The 19,828-nt window shown below is 62.1% G+C and carries 12 protein-coding genes; 1 reads left to right on the forward strand and 11 read right to left on the reverse strand.

Annotated features, from left to right (window positions below):
- Positions 1 to 281 precede the first annotated feature (281 nt).
- From J7E36_RS12460 to J7E36_RS12500, 9 genes are all read right to left on the reverse strand, one after another.
- Complete coding sequence (locus J7E36_RS12460) at positions 282 to 1,640, reverse strand: hypothetical protein (RefSeq protein ID WP_215003270.1); 1,359 nt, start codon at positions 1,638 to 1,640, stop codon at positions 282 to 284.
- Positions 1,637 to 7,945, reverse strand: coding sequence for an AAA domain-containing protein (locus tag J7E36_RS12465; RefSeq protein ID WP_215003272.1), 6,309 nt, complete (start codon positions 7,943 to 7,945; stop codon positions 1,637 to 1,639). The genes J7E36_RS12460 and J7E36_RS12465 overlap by 4 nt, the downstream gene beginning before the upstream one ends.
- An 11-nt stretch (positions 7,946 to 7,956) precedes the next feature.
- A complete protein-coding gene (locus J7E36_RS12470; RefSeq protein WP_215003274.1) occupies positions 7,957 to 8,601 on the reverse strand; it encodes a 4Fe-4S single cluster domain-containing protein in 645 nt (214 codons plus the stop codon).
- 2 nt (positions 8,602 to 8,603) lie between these two features.
- Positions 8,604 to 10,436: an AAA family ATPase gene (locus J7E36_RS12475; protein ID WP_215003276.1), complete on the reverse strand. Its 1,833-nt coding sequence runs from the start codon at positions 10,434 to 10,436 to the stop codon at positions 8,604 to 8,606.
- Between the two features lie 210 nt (positions 10,437 to 10,646).
- Positions 10,647 to 11,486 (reverse strand): ABC transporter ATP-binding protein, encoded by an 840-nt coding sequence (locus tag J7E36_RS12480; RefSeq protein ID WP_215003278.1) that lies wholly within the window; start codon positions 11,484 to 11,486, stop codon positions 10,647 to 10,649.
- Positions 11,474 to 12,277, reverse strand: a complete 804-nt coding sequence (locus tag J7E36_RS12485) for an ABC transporter permease (RefSeq protein WP_215003280.1) — start codon at positions 12,275 to 12,277, stop codon at positions 11,474 to 11,476. The genes J7E36_RS12480 and J7E36_RS12485 overlap by 13 nt, the downstream gene beginning before the upstream one ends.
- A 14-nt stretch (positions 12,278 to 12,291) precedes the next feature.
- Positions 12,292 to 13,278, reverse strand: a complete 987-nt coding sequence (locus J7E36_RS12490) for an ABC transporter substrate-binding protein (protein WP_215003282.1) — start codon at positions 13,276 to 13,278, stop codon at positions 12,292 to 12,294.
- 283 nt (positions 13,279 to 13,561) lie between these two features.
- On the reverse strand, positions 13,562 to 15,160 hold the full coding sequence (locus tag J7E36_RS12495) for a GMC family oxidoreductase (RefSeq protein ID WP_215003284.1): 1,599 nt from the start codon (positions 15,158 to 15,160) through the stop codon (positions 13,562 to 13,564).
- A gap of 28 nt (positions 15,161 to 15,188) precedes the next feature.
- Complete coding sequence (locus J7E36_RS12500; RefSeq protein WP_251030612.1) at positions 15,189 to 16,676, reverse strand: aldehyde dehydrogenase; 1,488 nt, start codon at positions 16,674 to 16,676, stop codon at positions 15,189 to 15,191.
- 269 nt (positions 16,677 to 16,945) lie between these two features.
- Here J7E36_RS12500 and J7E36_RS12505 point away from each other — a divergent pair, with 269 nt between their 5' ends.
- Entirely contained in the window at positions 16,946 to 17,854 is a 909-nt protein-coding gene (locus J7E36_RS12505; protein ID WP_215003289.1) for a LysR family transcriptional regulator, read from the forward strand.
- On the opposite strand, the gene argE is transcribed toward J7E36_RS12505, so the two are convergent.
- On the reverse strand, positions 17,821 to 19,014 hold the full coding sequence (gene argE, locus J7E36_RS12510) for an acetylornithine deacetylase (RefSeq protein ID WP_231286344.1): 1,194 nt from the start codon (positions 19,012 to 19,014) through the stop codon (positions 17,821 to 17,823). The genes J7E36_RS12505 and argE overlap by 34 nt on opposite strands.
- Positions 19,007 to 19,681: a DUF1028 domain-containing protein gene (locus tag J7E36_RS12515; protein WP_215003291.1), complete on the reverse strand. Its 675-nt coding sequence runs from the start codon at positions 19,679 to 19,681 to the stop codon at positions 19,007 to 19,009. The genes argE and J7E36_RS12515 overlap by 8 nt, the downstream gene beginning before the upstream one ends.
- Positions 19,682 to 19,828: the final 147 nt, after the last annotated feature.

A 19,828-nucleotide genomic window follows, 5' to 3' on the forward strand; every position in this document is an offset into this window, starting at 1 on the left:
TTTGCGTTATCCGGGTATAGAGCTATGCGTCGATTTCATGAATGGGCGGGGAGTACGGCTGGCTTGGCCTGTAGGGGAGAATGGCGGAATCAGCAGAACGGATGGAGGTGTTTCAGAATGTATCTTCAAGGCAACGTGCTATGGAATCGCTGCCGGGTGGGCGGGGGACGTTAGAAGGTCTTTTCGAGAAGGATGTATACGCTGTTGATCTGTGAGAATGGCCCTTTGGGTAAATCCAGGACACAAAAAATCGCTTAGATTGCTGCGCAGGCGTTAGACGTTCATTTATGAAGAGTCTTTTGCTGACCAACGATTGCCTCTACACCAGGTCCGGAAATGCTCGTTTCTTTAAGCGGGACTTCACCCACCGAAAGTGCCCGCTCGATCAGTAACTCGCCACCCTTGTCTTTCAATAAGGCCTGCAACCGCTGGAACTCGCCGCACCAGATGGTTTCAATGTCGCGATCTCGCGTCCTGTCGCGGTCGCTGCTGAGGGCGACCGCGCGGACTTGCAGGCGGCCGTTGTCGGCTTTGCCACCCACCTCCACGCCATACCCCGGAGTGGCGGTTTTGCGCAGCACGACCCGGCCGGTTTCTGCCCAGGCGGTCGCCATGCCTTCGCGCACTTCGTAGCCGAGGCTGGCCAAGCCGCCGAGCACGGCTTCGCGACGGGCGAGGGCGGCCTGGTCTTGCAAGTGGGCAGCGATGAGCGTTTTACACTGTTCGATCAGTCCGGCCATTGCCGAGAGCTCGGTGTCGGTTGTGCAGGCGCCGATGTGACCAAGCAAGGTTGCGTGTTCGATGCCCGTGTAGGTTTCGATTTCGCTGGCCAGATCCCGTAGTTGTTCCAGGCATTCGCGCTGGCTCTGGAAGTTTCGGGTGGACGCGGCGAGGTCAAGCACCAGGCTGTCGAGCAGCAGGTTACGCCGCTTGGCATCGGTTTGCGTTTCAGCTTTTTCCAGTGCCAGGAGGAACGGCGCGGCACGCTCGGCGCCTTGCAGCAGTTGCAGCTCAACGATGTGGCGGTCAATGCGCAGCAGCCGTACGTCGCGCGTCGCATCCGGTTCCCGGGCCGCGATCCATTCGCGCAGGGAAACCTCGGGTTCGTCGACCTTGAGTTGCTGCACCAGGGCGCGTTGGGTATCGCTCAGGGTTGGCTCCTCGCTTGCCTTGCTCAAGCGGGCGAAACCCTCGGCCAGCAGACGTTCGGCATCTTCCCGACTGGCACCGCTGGCCAATCGTGAGAGGGACTCCAGCAAGGCTTGATCGACGCTTTCGGGTTTGGCTTGCAAGGCATCAAGCAGGGTCGCGGCGTTTTCCTGGACGCGTCGGTCACGTTGACGGCGCTCGGCGGCACGGAGGATCGCGCGTTCCTCGCGATCTTCCAGGTCACGGCGCAGGTGCTCGATCTCCACTGGCACGGCCTTCTGCAGTTCCGCCAATCGGTCTTCTGCCAGCAGAGCGCGCAGGCGAGCGTGTCGCGCCAGGGCGGCGGCGCGCTCCTGTTCGCTTAACTCGCCAAGCCTGGTGGCCTGTGTCTGCCAACGCTCCACGGCGCGCTCCAGGCGTTGCAAGTGGCCTTCACAGATGGAGATGATTTCTTCGCGAGTGACAATGCGAACGACCTTGGGACCACTCATTGGCAGATTTCCGTATCAACTGAAGTAGGGCTGGGTTGCGGTGGCGGTTCGACCTTCATGGCTTGTTCGATGGCTTCACGCAGGCGTGCACGCTCGCTGTCGCCATTGTGATACCAGGCTTGCGATGACACTCGGTGGATGTGCGGGATGGCGCGGTGCAGCACGGATGGGCGCCAGATTTCCCGGGCGCGGGCGCGCTCGAGCAGATTGTGGCAAGGCGCATCGCACTCGATGCCGATGGCGTACAGGCCCGTACCTGGATTTTCGATGGCGAAGTCGAGACCGAAAGCGTCGCCTTCACTGGCGGGAGCGGCTTGCCATCCCAGGGAATGAATGAACTCACCGACCAGCCTGACAAAACCATCACGCTGCTGCCCCTGCTCACGCTGCTGGCTGCTGCGGTCGGTCTGCAGGCGCTCCAGCAGCTTACCGCTGCTGCTGAATTCGCCCGAGGACAGCGCGCGAGCGTACTCCAGATAGCCTTGCAGATAGTCACGGGGGCTGCTGGGGGCACGGTGCGTGTTGAGCATGTCGGAGATATCGGCGATCGGCATCGACGTGATCATCACCACCTTGCGCCGCGCGCGGGTCACCGCCACGTTCAGGCGCCGTTCGCCACCCGTCTGCCCGAGCACGCCGAAGCTGCGGCGGAATGTGCCTTGGCTGTTGCGGCCGAAAGTGGAGGAGAAGACGATGATGTCGCGTTCATCCCCCTGCACGTTCTCCACGTTCTTGACGAACACCGACATGTCCTCGCCGTCTTCGCTGCGCTCGCGCTCCTGGGCATAGGCAGCGCGGAACAGTTCATCCTGCTCAGCGCGCTGCTCCAGGTGCTCTTCGATGAGGTCGGCCTGCTTGCGGTTGAAGGTGACGACACCCACTGAGGGGCGCTGGTCGTAGGGCTCCTGCCACAACTCGTTGAGGTACTCGACGACCCGTTCGGCTTCCTGGGCGTTGCTCTGGTTCTGATACAGCCCACCGACCTGGATCAGCTCCACGGGCTTGATGCGCTGAATGCTCGCCTGCGGGTGGCGGACCGGAACGTTAAGGCGATTGCCATAGAACGAGGCGTTGGAAAAGCCGATCAGTTCACGGTAGGCCGAACGGTAGTGGATCTGCAATGTGGTGCTGGGCAGAGCGTTACGCGCCAGTTGCAGTAGGTCAGGGCAGTCCTTGATTTCACGACGGTTCCAAGTGTCTTCGAACGCTTCGCGCTGTTCCTCATCCGCGTCTTGGTCAGGCTCGTCGCCGTCGAACATTTCGGCTTCGTCGCTTTCGATACGACTGGAAAAGAAAGCCGTCGGCGGCATTTGCTTTTCATCGCCGCTGACCACAGTGACCTGACCGCGGAACAGAGTAGGCAGGGCGAACTCAACCGGCATCTGCGAGGCTTCGTCATAGATGACAGTATCGAACAGGCCTGCCTTGAGTGGCAGTACACGGCTGGCGACGTCGGGGTTCATCAGCCACACCGGACGCAGGCTCATCAAGCCAAGGTTACTGCCCAGTTCGATGAATTCGCGCAGGCGCCGCGAGCGTTTGCCCGTCAGGCGGGTGACGTCCTCCCATTGCTTGCGATTGCCCAGGTGATCGAGGTTTATGCCGTTGGCCAGCAGCTCACGATTGAGCAGCCGCATCTGTGCATCGGCTTGTGCGAGGCTGGCGACTTTGGCGCGGGCTTCGTCCTGGCTGAACAGCAGCTCGGGATGGGTTTGCTCGATGCGGTGTTTCCAACCCAACCGCGCTTCGCGGTTGAGCAAGCGTCGTACTGCGGCTTCGAGTTGGTCGGGCGCAATGCTGTCCAACTGCTCCTGGCGTTGGCGCAACAGTGCGAGCAACTCCAGGTCGGCTGTCGTTAACTGACCGGCGCGCCCGCGGAATGTCTGGTAGGCGGCCAGGAAGGGCAGCGCCTGATGCAGACGATCCAGGCTCAGTTGATTGCTCAGGTTGTGTTCGATGGCGTGCTGCAATTGCTGCACCAGCTCTTCGCCCAGCCAATCGCCGAGTACCTTGAGTTGCTCGAGGCTGGATTGGCGAACGCCGTGGCGCATCAACGAAGCATCGAGATCGCTGAGCAGCGCCTCGAGATGTTGTTTGTCGCCGGCGAGGGCGGCCTCGTCTGCTTGTCGGGCGCGAGGCGATTGCGCCAAGGCCAGGGCCAGCGCCTGGATTTCCAGCAGGTGGCGGATGTCGCTCTTCACGAAGCTGGTCAGTTCCAGGCAGGCTTGCCTGCTCACCGTTTCCAGTTCCAATGCCTGATGCAGGGTACTCAGCTCGGCGCGCAATGGCCGCCACTGGCTTTCCAGTCGGATGGCTGCCTGCAGGGTTGGCAGCGCTTCAATAACACGGCTTTCCCCTTGGCCTTGAAGGAAGTTGCGCAGTCGCCTGCGCCGCAGCAGATGCAGGGGGTTGATGTTCGCCATCCAGGAGCGGGCAGCCATGACCTTGGCGCAGTCCTGATCCAGATGCCTGAGGGCTTTGTTTTCGAGCAGGCAGAGGACCGGTGACAAGGCGGGGGCGTAGTGGTCCTGATCGAGTTGGCCAAGTTGCTGGTCCAGTTGCTGCAGTTCGCCGAGAATCGACTCACCCCGTGGGAGCCGACCCTCTTCGCGGCTGCGGAACAGCGGCAGCCAGCGCGCAAGACGCAGTCGTTGCTCTTGCTTCAGGTCAAGCAGGGCAGCGACATGGGCCGCTATCCAGTGACGGTACGGCGCCGGGTCGTCGATCTCGAAGCTGGCAGGGTGTGCCTGCAACGTGGCCTGACGGTTGTTTTCAGCCTGGGTGAAACTGTGCAAATTGTCGGTGAAGGCCTGCAGGGTCGCCCGGTCGGCGGCGAATGACTGCAACTGCCCCAATGGGCTGCCTTCGTAGCGTGCGGGTAACCACAGGCGAATCAGCGGCGCGCAGCTTTCTTCCAGGCGGGTCAGGCTGGCGAGGTCCAGGGAGGCCAGGCGTTGGCGCAAGGCCGGAAACTCGAGCGGAGCGGGGCCGGACTCCAGTTCGATCAGTTCGCCAAGCAGCCTGCGATAGCTCAGGCCGGTATTTTCATCCAGGCGATGCAGGCTCTGGTGGAAGCGGTCGAGCTCGCCCTCCAGGGCCTCGATGCGGGCCGCGACCTGTTCGCGCTGGCGCTGGCAACCCTGCGCCTGACTGCCGTTCGTGAACAGGCTTTCCAGCTGTTCGCGGATACCGCGAATGACGGGCTCGCGGTCACGGTTGACGTCATTGAGCATGACGATGCGTTGACCGAGGCCTTCGGCGACCAGACGTTTGTACACCACCTCCAGCGCCGCATGCTTCTGACAGACAATAAGCAAGCTGCGCTGGCGGCCGATAGCATCGGCGACCATGTTGACGATGGTCTGGCTCTTGCCGGTTCCGGGAGGCCCCTCGACCAGCAGTCCCGGGCTCTGCCGGGCCTGGATCACGGCCGCTTCCTGGGACGGATCGCTGGCCACGGTGAAGTAGCGTTGCAGCTCGCCAGGCGGTGCCTCGTGCCCGGTTTCGTCGGCAGTCTTGAGGCGCAACGCCGTTTCCAGGCCGGTGCCAGCGGGTGACAAGGTCTTCAGTTGGCGCAGGTCCTCACCGATGGCTTGTCCCATGAACGTCACGTGAAACAGCACTGCCGCGCAGTCCAGTTCATCTTGGTAGGGAGCAATCTCTACCGTGCTGGCGGGCAGGTTGCCTAGGGCGCGTGAGCGGATGCTGGCGAGCATGCCGAAGGCGTCCATCACATCCGTCGCACGAATTGACGAGCGCCCTAGCAGTTCATCGGCGGTCTTGCGCCAGCGCTTGCAGGTTTCGGCGCCGAGTACGCTTTCCAGTGCAGGGTTGAGCCGCACTTCCTCTCGTTCACTGTCAAACGCCAGGGCGACATGACCACGTGAACCCAGCTCCAGCAGCAGTCTCACTGGCCACAGCAGCAGCGGGATGATCCGCGTACGCGTGGTGCCGCGAGGGTCGCGGTTGAGCAGGAAAGGGAAGCCCAGGTAGAGCCCGTCGATGCCGGTGTCGCGTTTGTACAGTGCGCTTTGCCGGTACAGGGCCTGCAAGCGCGATTCAAGTTGGCCGTTGAGCTGAAAACTCTCCGGATCGAGGTTTACTGCTCGGGCATTGCGTTGCAGTAAATGGTCGAGCAAAGCCGTGGCCGGACTGCGCTGGCTGTTCAGTTCGTTGAGGTCGATCCGTGCGGTGGTCTTGCCGATGCTCATACGCACCAGCGGCCCGCGCATCACGGCGGTCACCACCTTCTTCTCGAAGAAGTCGAGGATCTGTGAGACGTACTGCTGTTTCTGTGGTTCCAGCCAATGACTGGTCGGAATGGCCAGCAACACCAGTGCCTGGGCCAACGGCATACGTCGCTCCAGACGGAACTGCTCGGCCCACTCATCCACTGCCGGCACGCCACAACGAGCAAACCCTTGGATGCGCTCGTCGACGCTGCGGTACAGCTCAAGTCGCGAATGCAGCAGCAGTTGGGTCGCCGCTTCGGCGTCGAACCAGCCAACGTCAGCATTGCTGGCCAGCTCGGCGGCGGCCTCTATGATCGAGGATGCCGAACGGAACTGACTGATCGCGGCGCTGAGCAGCACGATCAGGTCTTCTTCGGCGATCACCCGGCGCTCCGACAGTGAACTCAGTCCTGGGTGGTCGGTGTCTGGAAACAGGCGTTGGCGCTCCTGCCACTGCGTGGCCAGCTTGGCTCGCGAGGTCGACAGCAGGAGTATCCGTAGCTGCTCTTCAACCAACTCGATGTGCTGGTGCAAGGCGCGCTGACGAACGTTTTCGGCGCGGGATTTGAGGCGCGACAGCCAGTTGTCGGTTTGCAATTGCTCGAGCAGGTCCGGGACCGACCCGCTGATCAGGCGATAGCCTTCCAGCGGATGCTCCAGCAGCCACCCTGGCGTGACGATGTCGCCACGATGGATCAACGGGATTTCCGGGTTGAGGATTCTCAAGGCCAGCATGAGACGGAAGTCGTCCTCGATCCCTTCGTGCTGGACGACCTGACGCAAGCCAGCGACCAGGGAAGGGGCGAGACCGACCTGCTCGGCCCATGTCACGATCACACCGCGCAGCAAATGGTCCAGGGCCTGTTGCCAGTTATCTGCCTGGGCTGCCGCCAGGGCGAATACGCCGGGCTTATGGAAGCGACGCTCACCCAGCAGAAGGGTGGCACCTTCACCTTCGTCCGTTTGCTGGACGGAAGAGGCCGGCGCCTCGACCGCACTACCCTTGAGCCAGCCTTCGACCTGCGGCCATTGCCAGCGCTGATGACGGTCGCGTGCCAGCAGACCTCGCAGCAGCAGGTTCAGACGTGGATCGAGATCGTCGGGGATTGGCACGCCGTTGGCCAGTACGTGAATGAGAAACGCATTGGCGTTGATGCCGTCGAAGCAGGCGCCCTGGGTCAGTTGTTCGAGCAGGATCATGCCCAGGCTCCACCAGTCCGAGGCGGCCGCAACGCCGCCTGCGATGGCTTCTGGCGCCATGTAGCGACTGGTTTCCAGAGGCGAAACGATGTCCAGGTCGAACTCGGACAGGCGTGCCGAACCGAAACCGCTGATGACCAGGTCCAGTGGTTCGCGAGAACGTACCAGCAGGCTGGCTGGGCGCAGGTCACGATGGCGCAGGCCAGCCTCGTTGAACGCATGCAGCGCCAGGCCTAGTTCGTTGACCACATGATGCACGCTGTCGCTGTCGCGAATCACGCTGCCGAGGTCTGCCAGGGTTCCGCCGGTGAGTTCCTCAATGACCTCGTAGGCACGATCATCCCAGCGGCCGGTGGCGATGATTTCAGGTACGTGCTCGCGTGGCAGTCGGCGAATCACGTCATAGATCGCCGGGTCCGGTTCGGCACCGGGTCGATACAAGGTCAAGACTGCTCGTTGCGCGGTTTCATCGTGCTCGGCGAGGTATCGCTCACGTACGCCGTCGGTGCTGCTGATCTGGCGGATCAGGCGCCAGCCATCGATCAGCGTCTGGGTGATGCCTTCTGTTTCATTGCTGTCCCGAAGCGCCCCAGAGGACGTTGCTTGCGCAGGTGAGCTGCCACATTCAAGGCACATCAGATCACCATCGGCCATCGGATGGCCATTTTCGCAGAGCAAGGCCGGTGCATTTTCCTGGGCCGGGCTGGCTGGCGGGAGGGTTTCTTCGGTAAAGATGGCTTGCGGCCGCCAACCTTCGGCATGGATGGGTTCGCCGGCGAGGTCCCAGCCGCAGGGTTGTTCCTGAATGAGCCCTTCGCAGAACATTTCCTGGAGGGCGCGCTCGGTTTTGCAGTTGGGGCAGAAACGTATCATGGGTGCTCCACTCAGCGGCGTCGCGACGCGTGTGCGCTGATCTGTAAATGGTGGCCTTGTTCATGCAACAGATCGCGCAAGCGCAACAGGTCGCCACGTCGTGGGATGCCGGCCATCCAGACGCTGCCACTTTCGTCAAACATCAGGTCGAGCGCCTTGTCGGCGGGTTCGAGCGAGCGTTCATAGTGGCCAAGGCGTGCCCGGCCCAGTGGCGTGAGCAGGTTCAGGCGTTGATTGTCACTGCCGCGCAAGGCCATGGTCTGGCTGAGTGCTTCGATATAGGGGTCGCTGATCAAGGCGTCTATCAAGCCTTTGGTCTGAAGCAAGGGCTCGTCGAGTTGCTCAAGGGAGTAGCCGCTGTAGATCAGGATGTCGAGATCGGTCAGCCGTCGTAGGCCTTCGAGCAGCGCACGCAGGGCGTCGAGCTGGTCGAACGGCTCCCCTCCGGAAATCGTGATCCCTTCTGCCTGGCGCAGCCAGGGAGTTATCTGTTCAAGCAGTTGCTCCAGCGACAGGCGCCGATGCCCTGGCCCCCAGGTATCGGCAGAGATGCAGCCCGGACAGCGGATGCTGCAGCCTTGAAACCAGATACCCAGGCGCCGCCCCGGACCGAGGGTGGTGACCGGAAAATGTATGCGCGACAGACTGAGGTCCATGTTCAGCGACGTTCCATCTTCAGTCCGGTGATGTCCAACTCGGTAATGGTCAAGTGCTCGCCCGGTTGCGCGTCCTGATCGAACAGTGCCCGCGACAGGGGATTGAGCAGGCGGGCTTCCAACTGGTTACGGATGCCCCTGCCACCGTTGGACAGATCCTGCAGGCAGAGGCTGTGCAGTGCCTGACGTGCCTGGGGAGCCAATTCGATGAATAGGCTTTGTCCCTGCAGGTCGCTGAAGGTGGCGTTGACCATCTGTTCGAAGATCTGCACGGCAACGTCTTCGCGGATGAAGTCGAAGACGATGATGTTCTCGCCGATTCGATTGAGGATTTCCGGTCGGTTGAGCACCAGCTTGAAATAGCGGTCGATCTCGCTGTGCACCTTGTCCTGGACCTGCTCGAAGGCTTCGCCCGGCAGGACGTTGGCGACGCGTTCGCCATTGTCGCCCTGGCGATAGATGCCCAGGTTGGAGGTGAATACGATCAGGGCCTCTGAAAAGTACACCCGATCACCGCGTCCTGAGGTCAGCACGCCGTCGTCTAGGATCTGCAGAAACTTGTCGAGGATTCGCGGGTGGGCTTTTTCGATTTCATCGAAGAGCACCACGCTGAATGGCTTCTCGCGGATGGCATTGGTCAGCTCGCCGCCGACGTCATAGCCGACGTAGCCGGGCGGTGCGCCGATCAGGCGTTGATCGGCATGCTCGGCGCTGAATTCCGACATGTCGAAGCGGATGTACGCGCTTTCGTCGCCGAACAGCAGGCTGGTGATGGTTTTGGCGAGTTCGGTCTTGCCCACGCCGGTCGGTCCCGCGAGAAAGGCTACGCCCCGTGGGCGGTTGCCTTTGCGACTGGCGCCGACGCCTGTCATCGCGCGCTTCACGATATCGAGCATGTGCGTCACTGCATGCGCCTGGCCTTTGACCCGTTGGTGGACGAGCGCGTCCGCCTGGCGGATACGCTGGCGATCGATCTTCAGCCACGGATCCTCAGTGACACCGATCTTGTAGCGGCGCACTGCATCGGCAATCTGCGGCATGGATACGCCCTCGACCCGCGCCAGTTGCGCAATGGCACTGAGATCGAGCAGCAGCAATCCTTCGGTGTTCTGTACGAAGGCATCCACGGCTTGATTCATGATCTCTTCGCTGGCGCCCTGGCTGCCACTGAGCCCTTTGAGCAGCGCCGGCGCCAATGCGCGGCGGGCCAGTTGATCGGGTTTGGACACGGGAATGTGGCGCAGGCGCGGGTTATCGACCAACAACCAGTCGGGCAAATCACCTTCTTTTTCCACCAGCCACAGCAGGGTATTAAAGAACGGTTTGCGCTGCTCCGTGGCCGGACGGCTGCGAGCCTGATGGGATTGCACCAGGGCCTGGGTGAAGAGCTGGTGTTCAGTTGCGCTGAGGGAGTCGTTGCGAACCACCAGCCGCGAGGCAAAGTCAATGATCAGTGCGACAGGTTCGCCAGCACGACCCACCAGCCGCGACAGGGTGGCGCCCAGCAGGTCGATACCGGCCGGCGCGATGCCGTTCACCGGCGTCAGGCCAAGTTCCTGAAGCAACGTCTGGCCGGCCTCCGGGTCGGAGCCAGGTTTGCCGACTGTGCGAAAACCGGCCACCGGATCCCAGGCGATGACCTGGGCATAGCCGGCATCGAGCAAGGCATTACAAAGGGTCTGGTTGATGCTCTGCGCGGTCACCGTGCCGGGCGCCACTTCGCTGGCCTGCAGGTCGCGGATGTTGCCTGACAGGACGAATTGGCTCTTCAGCGGCAGAAAGCGCAGAAGGTCTCGTAGCCAACGTGGGCTTTCAAATATGGCAATCCCTGACATGTTTCAGCTCGTAACGTTGGGTCGATACGGGCAGGGTATTGCTCAATGCGCTCATTTGCCAGTGCGCTGCTACGAAAAGTTTTGTTGAGAGCCTGGACGCCTGGAAGCGTCCAGAAAAATCACTGCGCTCTTCGAGAATGGAAAGGCGAGTTTCCCATCCCGCTGGTGCTTGAGCGCCCGGAGCGCAGGATGCAGGGCTCCTTGGCGGGATCAATCAGCATGATCCTGCGGCCCATCATGAAGCAGATGAAAAATGTTGCGCTTCATGCGAATGAATTCCGGGTCCATGACCATGTCGAGATTACGCGGACGACCGATGGGCACGTCGAGCACTTCCTTGATCCGGCCAGGGCGGGCGCCCATCACGAATATCCGATCGCCGAGCAGGATCGCCTCATCGATGTCATGGGTGACGAACAGCACGGTCTTCTTGCTGTGCTCCCAGACCTTGAGCAGCAGTTGCTGCATGTGCAGGCGGGTCTGGCTGTCGAGTGCACCGAACGGTTCGTCCATCAGCAGGATCTGCGGGTCATTGGCCAGGGCCCGAGCGATCGCCACGCGTTGCATCATCCCGCCGGACAGCTGTTTGGAATAGTTGTCCGCAAAGCGCCGCAGGCCGACCTCGTTCAGGTAGAACTCGACGATGTCCTTGCGCTCGGCGGCGGGCATGCCCCGGCGCTTGAGGCCGAACTCGATGTTCTGGCGCACGCTCAGCCACGGGAACAAGGTGTAGCCCTGGAACACCATGCCGCGATCGGCACCAGGGCCGTCGACTTGCTGGCCGCCGACGTAGATATCACCCGCGGTCGGCTCAGCCAGGCCGGCGGTCAGGTACAGCAGGCTGGATTTGCCACAACCCGACGGGCCGACCAGCACCGCGAACTGCTGGTCGGGAACATCGAATGAGACCTTGTCCAGCGCCGTGAACGTACCGCCTGCTGGCGTCTTGTATTGCAGGGTAACGTTGTCGACCCGCAGGCGCGGTGTGGCTGGCGCACTCACTGGCATCGGTCGAAGCGGGATCGGAGAGGTTGCGGTTACTGAGCCCATGCGGCCACCTTCAAGCGAAGAAGTCGGAAAAGTTGATCGGTGATCAGGCCCAACAGGCCGATGACGGCGATCGCCAGGAAAATCACGTCGACCTGGAACCCGCGCATGGCCTTGAGGCTCAGGTAGCCCAGGCCACTGGAGGCCGCGACCAGTTCGGCCACCACCAGGTAGGTCCAGGCCCAGCCCATGGTCACGCGCAGGGTGTCCAGCACGCCGGGCAGCGAGGCGGGCGCGATGACGTGCAGCACCGCGTCCGTGCGGCTGGAACCAAGGGTGTACGAGGCGTTGATCAGGTCTTTGGAGATCCCTTTGGAGACGTCGGCGATCATCACCAGTTGCTGGAAAAACACGCCGAAAATGATGATCGACACGCGTTGTTCCAGGCCGATGCCGATCCACAGGATGAACAGCGGCACGAACGAGGTCACCGGCAGGTAGCGGATGAAGTTGACCAGCGGTTCGAGAAACGCTTGCACGACCCGGAAGCTGCCCATCATCAGGCCGATCGGCACCGCGACCACCGATGAAACGATGAAACCGACCATCACCACTTCCACGCTGGCCCAGACATGCGGCCCCAGGGTGCCGTCGCGGGCCAGGCGCATCGCTGCCTCGAAGACTGCGCCCGGTGTCGGCAGGAACATCGCGGGCACCACGTCGCCATAGGAAAGACAGGCCCACAGGCCGATCAACAGGGCCCAGGCCAGACCGCTGGCGCTCCAGATCACCTGCACCGGCAGGCTGGTCTTGGGCGTCAGGCAGCGGTTGAGCCACGAATTACGCTTGGACATGAGGTGCTCCTGGTTTATTTCGGGCTGATGAAACGGTTGTCGATCAGATCGCTGTAGCTCACGTTGTATGGCTTGCCCTGCAACTCGCTGGCGGTTTCGTTGGCCAGCTTGATGACCGTGGCGGCGTCACCCTGGCTGCCGTTACTGCCTAGCAGCTTTTCGCTCATGGCCTGGTCGTAGAAACGCACGCCCTTGGCGGCGGCTTCCAGTTCAACCGGGTCTGCGAGGTAGCCACCGACCCCTTTGGCCATGATTGCGTAGGCCTCTTTCGGATGGTCCTTGGTGTATTGCACGGCCTTGTAGAGACCGCTGACCAGCGCCTTGACGTCGGCCGGTTGCTTGTCGATCACCTCACAGCTCAGTGCCACGACGTCGACGATCACCCCAGGCGTCGTGCTGCTGTCCACCAGCACCTTGCCTTGCTGCTTGTTGCGCACGGTGGTCAGGTGCGGTTCCCAGGTCACCGCGGCCGGTACGCGGCCAGCGATGAAAGCGGTGGCCGCGTCGTCGGCGGTCATGTTCTGGATGGTCAGGTCACTCATCTTCATGCCGGCGTTCTTCAGCAGGTAGTTGAGCCAGAACTGCGATACCGAACCTTCGTTGACCGCAACGGCCTTGCCCTTGAGGTCCTGCAGGCTGTTGACGTCCTTGCCCACCAGCACGCCGTCGCCGCCGTGGCTGTCATCCAGCGCGGCCACGGCCTTGAAGCAGAATTGCGGACGGTACTTGAGGATTTCATCGAGGGTCGAGGCCGAGCCGGACAATTTGCCCGAGGCCTGGGCTGCCATGTACATCGAGGCTTCCTCGATGGTTGGCAACTCGACGGTCAGGCCCTGGTCCTTGAAATAGCCCAGGTCCTTGGCCAGGTACAGGGTGCCGTAACCCACCCAGGTGGTGTGTCCGATGGACAGCGTGCCGGCTTGAGCACCACTGGCAACGCCGGCGGCGATTACAGTCAGGGCCAGCGGACGCACGCAACGCGATACGAAAGACTTGATCATTTGACACTCCCGGAATCGTGGTTTTAGTTCGTTATTTCTCGGGGCAGTGGGGCTAGGTAAAACAGAATGCTTATGGCCTCTTGCGGACCTTTTCGCCTCTAGGGGCAGGGTTGATGGTGGCCGATGTCGGGGGATAGGAAAATTAGTAAATATGTGGTTGCTGATGAGGAAAAAACTGGGGTGGGAGAGGGGCTGTGAATCGCGTTCCAACCTGGGGCGCGCGCGCTGGATAGTGCCGCTTCCTGGTGCAGCAAGCGGCGCTTCCTCCCGTCATTTCAGGTCTTCAACCGCCGATGTTTCGGCCGAGGATCAGGTCCGCCGCTTTCTCGCCGATCATGATGCAGGGCGCGTTGGTGTTGCCGCTGATCAGCGTCGGCATGATCGAGGCATCGACCACGCGCAGGCCCTGGATGCCGTGCACCTTCAGGTCCGGCCCGACCACACTCATGGCGTCGTTGCCCATTTTGCAGGTGCCCACCGGGTGGAACACCGTCGCCGCATACTCACGCACATAGCTCATCAGCTGTTCATCCGTCTGTACATGGGCGCCGGGCAGCATCTCCTTTCCACGAATACCATCGAACGATTGATCGAAGAGGATCCGGCGTGCCAGTTTCAGGCCTTCGATCAGTACCCTGGCGTCCTCGGGGTCGGAGAGAAAGTTGAAGTCGATGACCGGCCTGGCCTCTCGGTCCAGGCGTATCTCGCCGATACTCCTGGGGCGCAGCACGCAGGTGTGCACCGCATAGCCGTGGCCCCATTCGAACAGCCGTCCGCGGTGGCTGCGATAGCCCGGCACGAAGTGAAACTGCACGTCCGGCAGCGCGTCGGCCAGCGCTGTGCGGGCGAAGCCTCCAGCCTCTACGTAGTTGGTCGTCAGCCAGCCTTTTTTACCCAACAGATAACGCAGCGGTGAGAGGACAATGCTCGGCAAGGCGCCCAGTGAAAAACCCAGTGTCAGCGGGCTTTTCGAGCGAACGGTGATGAGCCCGTCGAGGTGATCCTGAAGATTCTTGCCGACACCGGGCAGGTGATGTTCAACCCTGATCCCGGCTTGTTCCAGCTCGTTCGCGGGCCCGATACCTGACGCCAGCAACAGGCTCGGGCTGCCCAGTGAGCCTGCCGACAGGATGACTTCGCGACTGGCCCCCAAGACGAGGTTCTTGCCGTCCGCGACCACCTTCACACCTTTGGCCACTCGCTGTTGCAGCACCAACGCCTGCACCGAGCAATCGGTGATCACGGTGAGGTTGGGGCGATCGAGCACGGGGGCGACAAACGCGCGATAGCTCGACAGCCGCCGGGCGTTTTTCTGCGTCAGGTTGTAAAGGCCGCAGCCTTCGAGGGTGTCGCCATTGAAGTCATCGTTGGGACGGATGCCCACGCGCTGCGCGGCCTTGATGAACAGTCGCGACACCGGGTTGGGATCGCGCGCCGCCTCGACGTTCAATTCGCCTGCCGTGCCATGCAGGCGTGGGTCCTGGCCGAGCCGGTTGTTCTCCGATTTCTTGAAGTAGGGCAGCACGCTGTCCCAGTCCCACCCCGGGCAACCGGCTTGCGCCCAGCGATCGTAATCGCTGGCGTGACCGCGAATGTAGATCATGCTGTTCATCGAACTGGAGCCGCCCAGCGCCTTGCCGCGCGGCGTGTGCAGCGTTCGGCCGTTGAGGTGCGGTTGCGGCGCGGAAAAGAAATTCCAGCTGTACTTTTTGCTTTTGTACAGCGTGATGGTCCCGGCGGGCGTCTGGATACGCAGGCTGTTGTCGTGGCCGCCGGCCTCGATCAGGCAGACGCTGACGCCGGGATCGGCGCTCAATCGGTTCGCCAGCACGCAACCGGACGAACCGGCGCCGACAATGATGTAGTCATATTCGGTTTTCATGAGAGCGCCCAAGTGCTATGTCCATGGTTCAACGCAGTTGAAACCAGGTGGTCTTCAGTTGCGTGTATTTGTCGAAGGAATGCAGTGACAGGTCGCGACCGAAACCGGACTGCTTGCCGCCACCAAACGGCACGCTGACGTCCAGCGCATCGACGGTGTTGACCGAAACCGTTCCGGCGTTCAGGCGGCTGGCGACCCGGTGCGCGCGATTGAGGTCGTCGCTCCACACCGATGCCGCCAGGCCATAGATGTGTTCGTTGGCCATTTGCACGGCCTGGTCTTCATCGTCGAACCGGGTGATCGCCAGCACCGGGCCGAACACTTCTTCGCGGGACAAACGCATGTCCGGTGTGACGTTGGTGAACAGCGTTGGCTGGATGAAGTTGTCCGAGCCGTTGATGACGACTCGTTCACCGCCTGCCACCCGTCGTGCGCCGCTGTCGCTCGCCTCGCCGATGTAATCCATGACGCGGGCAGCCTGGGTGGCATCGACGATGGCGCCCATCTTGCTGGCGGGATTCAGTGGGTCGCCGGGCTGCCAGTGCCGCGTTTTCTCGATCAGCCGTTCGACGAACTCATCGTGGATCGAGCGTTGCACCAGCAGCCGCGAATTGGCCGAGCAGACTTCCCCTTGGTTGAAGAAGATCCCGAACGCGGTTTTTTCCGCCGCCAGGTCCAGGTCCTGGCAATCGGCGAACACCAGGTTCGGGCTCTTGCCGCCGCACTCCAGCCACACCTGCTTGAGGTTGGACTGGGCGGCATACTGCATGAAGTATTTGCCCACCTGGGTCGAGCCGGTGAAGGCCAGCGCGTCGACATCCGGGTGCAGGCCCAGCGCGCGTCCCGCCTGTTCACCGAGGCCGGTGACGACATTGAACACACCCTCCGGCACGCCCGCTTCCAGCGCCAGGTCAGCCAGGCGCAACGCCGAGAAGGGTGATTGTTCGGCGGGCTTGAGGATCACGCTGTTGCCGGCGGCGAGCGCCGGCGCGAGTTTCCAGGCCGCCATGTCCAGCGGGAAGTTCCACGGCACCACGGCGGCGATCACCCCCAGCGGTACGCGGGTGATGGTTGCCAGCGTGCCGGGCCCTGTCGGTGCGACCTGGTCGTACAATTTGTCCAGGCTTTCGGCGTACCAGGCGAAGACATGGGCAGCACCCGGCACGTCGATGTTGTAGGCGTCCATCACCGGCTTGCCCATGCTCATGGAGTCGAGCAGCGCGAGTTCTTCGCGATGGGCCAGGATCGATTCGGACAGGCGCAGCAGGATGGCCTTGCGTTCCTTGGGGTGCATGCGCGCCCAGGGCCCGGTTTCGAAGCACTGGCGAGCGCTCTGGACAGCCTCGTCGACCTCCGTGTCCGAGCATGCGGCCACGTTGGCCAGCAAGGTGTTGGTGGCCGGGTTGATCACGGCGAAGGTCTCGCCACTGTGTGCCTGGCGCAGCTTGCCCGTGATCAGGGCCATGCTGTTAAAGCGTTGGTTCTCAGCCAGGCGTTGCCAGCTTTTCAAATCCATCACCGCACACTCCTGATTGGCCTGCGGGCCATGTTCAAAATCAGTGGTGCCAATAGTGGGGGAACGGTGGGTGACGGGAAATTATTAAAAATGTCGTTGCTACTGATAAAAAAACTCGCCTGAGACGCCCCGGGTGGCGCTCCATGCCGTGCTTGAGGATAGGCTTTTTAGCTTCACTGGCGAGCAATTTGCTTGTTTGTTCGCTGCTGTGAACATCGCAGAATAACCCGCAGGATCCGGTATCCCGGTTCACTCAGTTCGAGGTAGCTATGGCCGCTTACAATCTGCGACAACTCAGGTACTTCGTTACCACCGTGGAGTGCGGCAGCGTGGCCGAGGCCTCGCGCAAGCTCTACATCGCGCAGCCTTCGGTCTCGACCGCCATCAAGCACCTGGAAGAGAGTTTCGCCGTGCAGCTGTTCATCAGGCACCACGCCCAGGGTGTGTCGCTGACCCCGGGTGGCGCGCGTTTCTATCGCAAGGCTCAGGAGCTGCTGCGCGTGGCCCATGAATTCGAGCAGAACGCCCTGGCAGACAACGACATCGTCGCGGGCCAGATTGATATCGGCTGTTTCGAAACCGTCGCACCGTTGTACCTGCCGCGGCTGATTGCCGGCTTCCGCGACCGTTGGCCGGGGGTGGAAATCCGCATACGCGATGGTGAGCAACAGGAACTGGTGCAGGCGTTGACCTCGGGCAGCATCGACCTGGCGATTCTTTATGAGCACGATCTGGACAGCACCATCGAAACCGCGCCGCTGATGGCGCCGCAGCAGCCCTATGCGTTGTTGCCCGAAGGCCATCGCTTCGCCAACCAGGCGAAGGTTTCGCTCAACGATCTGGTGCTTGAGCCCATGGTGCTGCTGGATGTACAGCCGAGCCGGACCTACTTCGTCAGCATTTTCGAAGAGCGCGGCCTGAGCCCGCATATCCAGTTCAGCTCACCGTCGATCGAGATGGTCCGGGGCATGGTGGGGCGTGGGTTCGGCTTCTCGATATTGGTCACCCGGCCCAAGTCCGATTACACCTACGACGGGCAAAAGGTCGTGTGTGTGCCGCTGGCCGAACAGGTCACCGGCTCGGGACTGTCAGCCGCCTGGCTTCGCCGCGCGTCATTGACCAAGCCGGCGCAGCTGTTTGTGGATCATTGTCGGCAGGAGTTGGCGCCCAGGACCTGAGTCATCCGGCGCAACATCTCATCGCACCCTTCAAGCTGTTCGAGGCTGACGAATTCGTCCGGCTTATGGCCCTGGTCCATGCTGCCCGGGCCGCACACCACGGTAGGAATACCGATGGCGTCGAACAGCCCGCCCTCCGTGCCGAACGCAACGGTCGTGAACGCGTCTGACCCACAGAACCGGGCAATCAGCTGCGCGGCCTCGCTCCTTGCATCGGTGGCGAGACCGGGGTACGCCGACAGCTCCCGAAAGTGAATGTCACTGCCCGGATTGACTTCGCGCATGCGCGGCAGCAGTTGCTCCCTTGCGTACTGCTGCAACTGCTCTGCGACCTTGAGCGGATCCTGGGCCGGCAGGGCACGCACTTCAAAATCGAACCGGCAATCGGCAGGCACGATGTTCAACGCTTTGCCGCCGGAGATCATGCCGGCTTGCACGGTGGTGAAAGGAGGGTCGAAGCGCGTGTCATGCAGATGTCTGGCGCGCAGGCTCGAACCGATGCGGCCCAGTTCCGCAATCAACTCGGCGGCGTACTCGATGGCGTTGACGCCCCGGGGCGCGTAGGCCGAATGGCAGGCCGCGCCCGCCACGTCGCAGCGCATCGCCAACTTGCCCTTGTGCCCGAGCACCGGCTGGAGTTCGGTGGGTTCGCCGATGATGCACAGCAGCGGTTTGACCGGGCGCTGCGCAAGTTCGGCCAATAACGAACGCACGCCAAGGCAGCCGACTTCTTCGTCATAGGACAGCGCGATGTGCACCGGCATCCGCAAGGGCGCTGCCAGCAACCCCGGCACCGCCGCCAGGACACAGGCGATGTAGGCTTTCATGTCTGCCGTGCCGCGCCCGAACAGCTTGCCGTCGTTCTCACTCAGCTCGAACGGCGCCACGGTCCAGGATTGGCCGTCCACCGGCACGACATCGGTGTGACCGGACAGTACGATGCCTGGCCGATCAGCTGGACCGATGGTCGCGAACAGGTTGGCCTTGCTGCGCTGCTCGTTGTAGATGAGTTCGCAGGGCACATTGAACTGCGCCAGGTAATCGCGGACGAACTCGATCAGGTGCAGGTTCGATTCGCGGCTGGTGGTGTCGAAGCCCACCAGGGCGGCCAACAGGTCACGGCTACTGGACCCTGCGTCGCTCATCGGTGCTTTATTCATCACCGGGCACGCCGTAACGGGGGGCTTTGGTCGGGTCGAGGGCGCGGGTGAGGTAATCCTGCATCTGTGGGCTGTAGTCGGCCCATAGTTGGGCCAGCTTGCCGATCGGGTCTTCGTCAGCCCAATCCACGCGCAGATCGACGATCGGCCAGGTCAGCTCACCCACCACCACCAGTGCCGCCGAGTGTACCGGGCCGGCTTCACCCCCGGTTGCCACGGCGGCCTGCATCGCTGCAATCAATCGATCGGCCAACTGGCCGCCGCTGGTTTCAAAGGTCTGCACCAGCGTCTCGACGACCGCGCGATCGGCCAGCATGTTGCCCGCACCGACGCATTGCTCACCGGAGAGCGCATTGTGTATGCCCAAGGTTTCGCTGCCGCTGAAGTGGGCGGTCTGGCCCAGGTGATCGATGGCGGTCAATTGGCGAAACTGGCTATAGCCGTTGCTGGTCAGCGCCTTGTCCAGCGCCTGGGACACGGACAGGCCGTTTTCCAATTGATCGAGCACGTGGGGGCCGAGGGCGGGGAGGGTGATGTTCTGCGTGGCAACCGCCCCAACCCCCGGGCGCAACCACGGGCAACGAGCGCCCACGGCAATGCTGGAAGAGCTGATCGCGATGCCCAACTGCCCGGTTTCGGCGCAACGGCCGACGATGGAAAACGTCATGGTGTGTTCGTCCTGTTTCGTCCTGAGCCTCTATCCGCTGTCCGGGCAGCGATGCGACGCTGCCCGGACGGGACGGTACATGAGGGCATTGTGTCGATGCGCTGCAGTGGGCGAAACGAGGTTTTTTGTGGAGCCTGACGACGTAAA

It is taken from the genome of Pseudomonas fluorescens (assembly GCF_018614775.1).
GTDB classification, from domain to species: domain Bacteria; phylum Pseudomonadota; class Gammaproteobacteria; order Pseudomonadales; family Pseudomonadaceae; genus Aquipseudomonas; species Aquipseudomonas fluorescens_BY.

Excerpts from the sequence above, each read along its gene's own strand:
- J7E36_RS12465 (WP_215003272.1), bottom strand. The coding sequence starts at position 7,945 with ATGATACGTTTCTGCCCCAACTGCAAAACCGAGCGCGCCCTCCAGGAA.
- J7E36_RS12475 (WP_215003276.1), bottom strand. The coding sequence starts at position 10,436 with ATGTCAGGGATTGCCATATTTGAAAGCCCACGTTGGCTACGAGACCTT.
- J7E36_RS12480 (WP_215003278.1), bottom strand. The coding sequence starts at position 11,486 with ATGGGCTCAGTAACCGCAACCTCTCCGATCCCGCTTCGACCGATGCCA.
- J7E36_RS12470 (WP_215003274.1), bottom strand. The coding sequence starts at position 8,601 with ATGGACCTCAGTCTGTCGCGCATACATTTTCCGGTCACCACCCTCGGT.
- J7E36_RS12500 (WP_251030612.1), bottom strand. The coding sequence starts at position 16,676 with ATGGATTTGAAAAGCTGGCAACGCCTGGCTGAGAACCAACGCTTTAAC.
- J7E36_RS12505 (WP_215003289.1), top strand. The coding sequence starts at position 16,946 with ATGGCCGCTTACAATCTGCGACAACTCAGGTACTTCGTTACCACCGTG.
- argE (WP_231286344.1), bottom strand. The coding sequence starts at position 19,014 with ATGAATAAAGCACCGATGAGCGACGCAGGGTCCAGTAGCCGTGACCTG.
- J7E36_RS12485 (WP_215003280.1), bottom strand. The coding sequence starts at position 12,277 with ATGTCCAAGCGTAATTCGTGGCTCAACCGCTGCCTGACGCCCAAGACC.
- J7E36_RS12515 (WP_215003291.1), bottom strand. The coding sequence starts at position 19,681 with ATGACGTTTTCCATCGTCGGCCGTTGCGCCGAAACCGGGCAGTTGGGC.
- J7E36_RS12495 (WP_215003284.1), bottom strand. The coding sequence starts at position 15,160 with ATGAAAACCGAATATGACTACATCATTGTCGGCGCCGGTTCGTCCGGT.
- J7E36_RS12460 (WP_215003270.1), bottom strand. The coding sequence starts at position 1,640 with ATGAGTGGTCCCAAGGTCGTTCGCATTGTCACTCGCGAAGAAATCATC.
- J7E36_RS12490 (WP_215003282.1), bottom strand. The coding sequence starts at position 13,278 with ATGATCAAGTCTTTCGTATCGCGTTGCGTGCGTCCGCTGGCCCTGACT.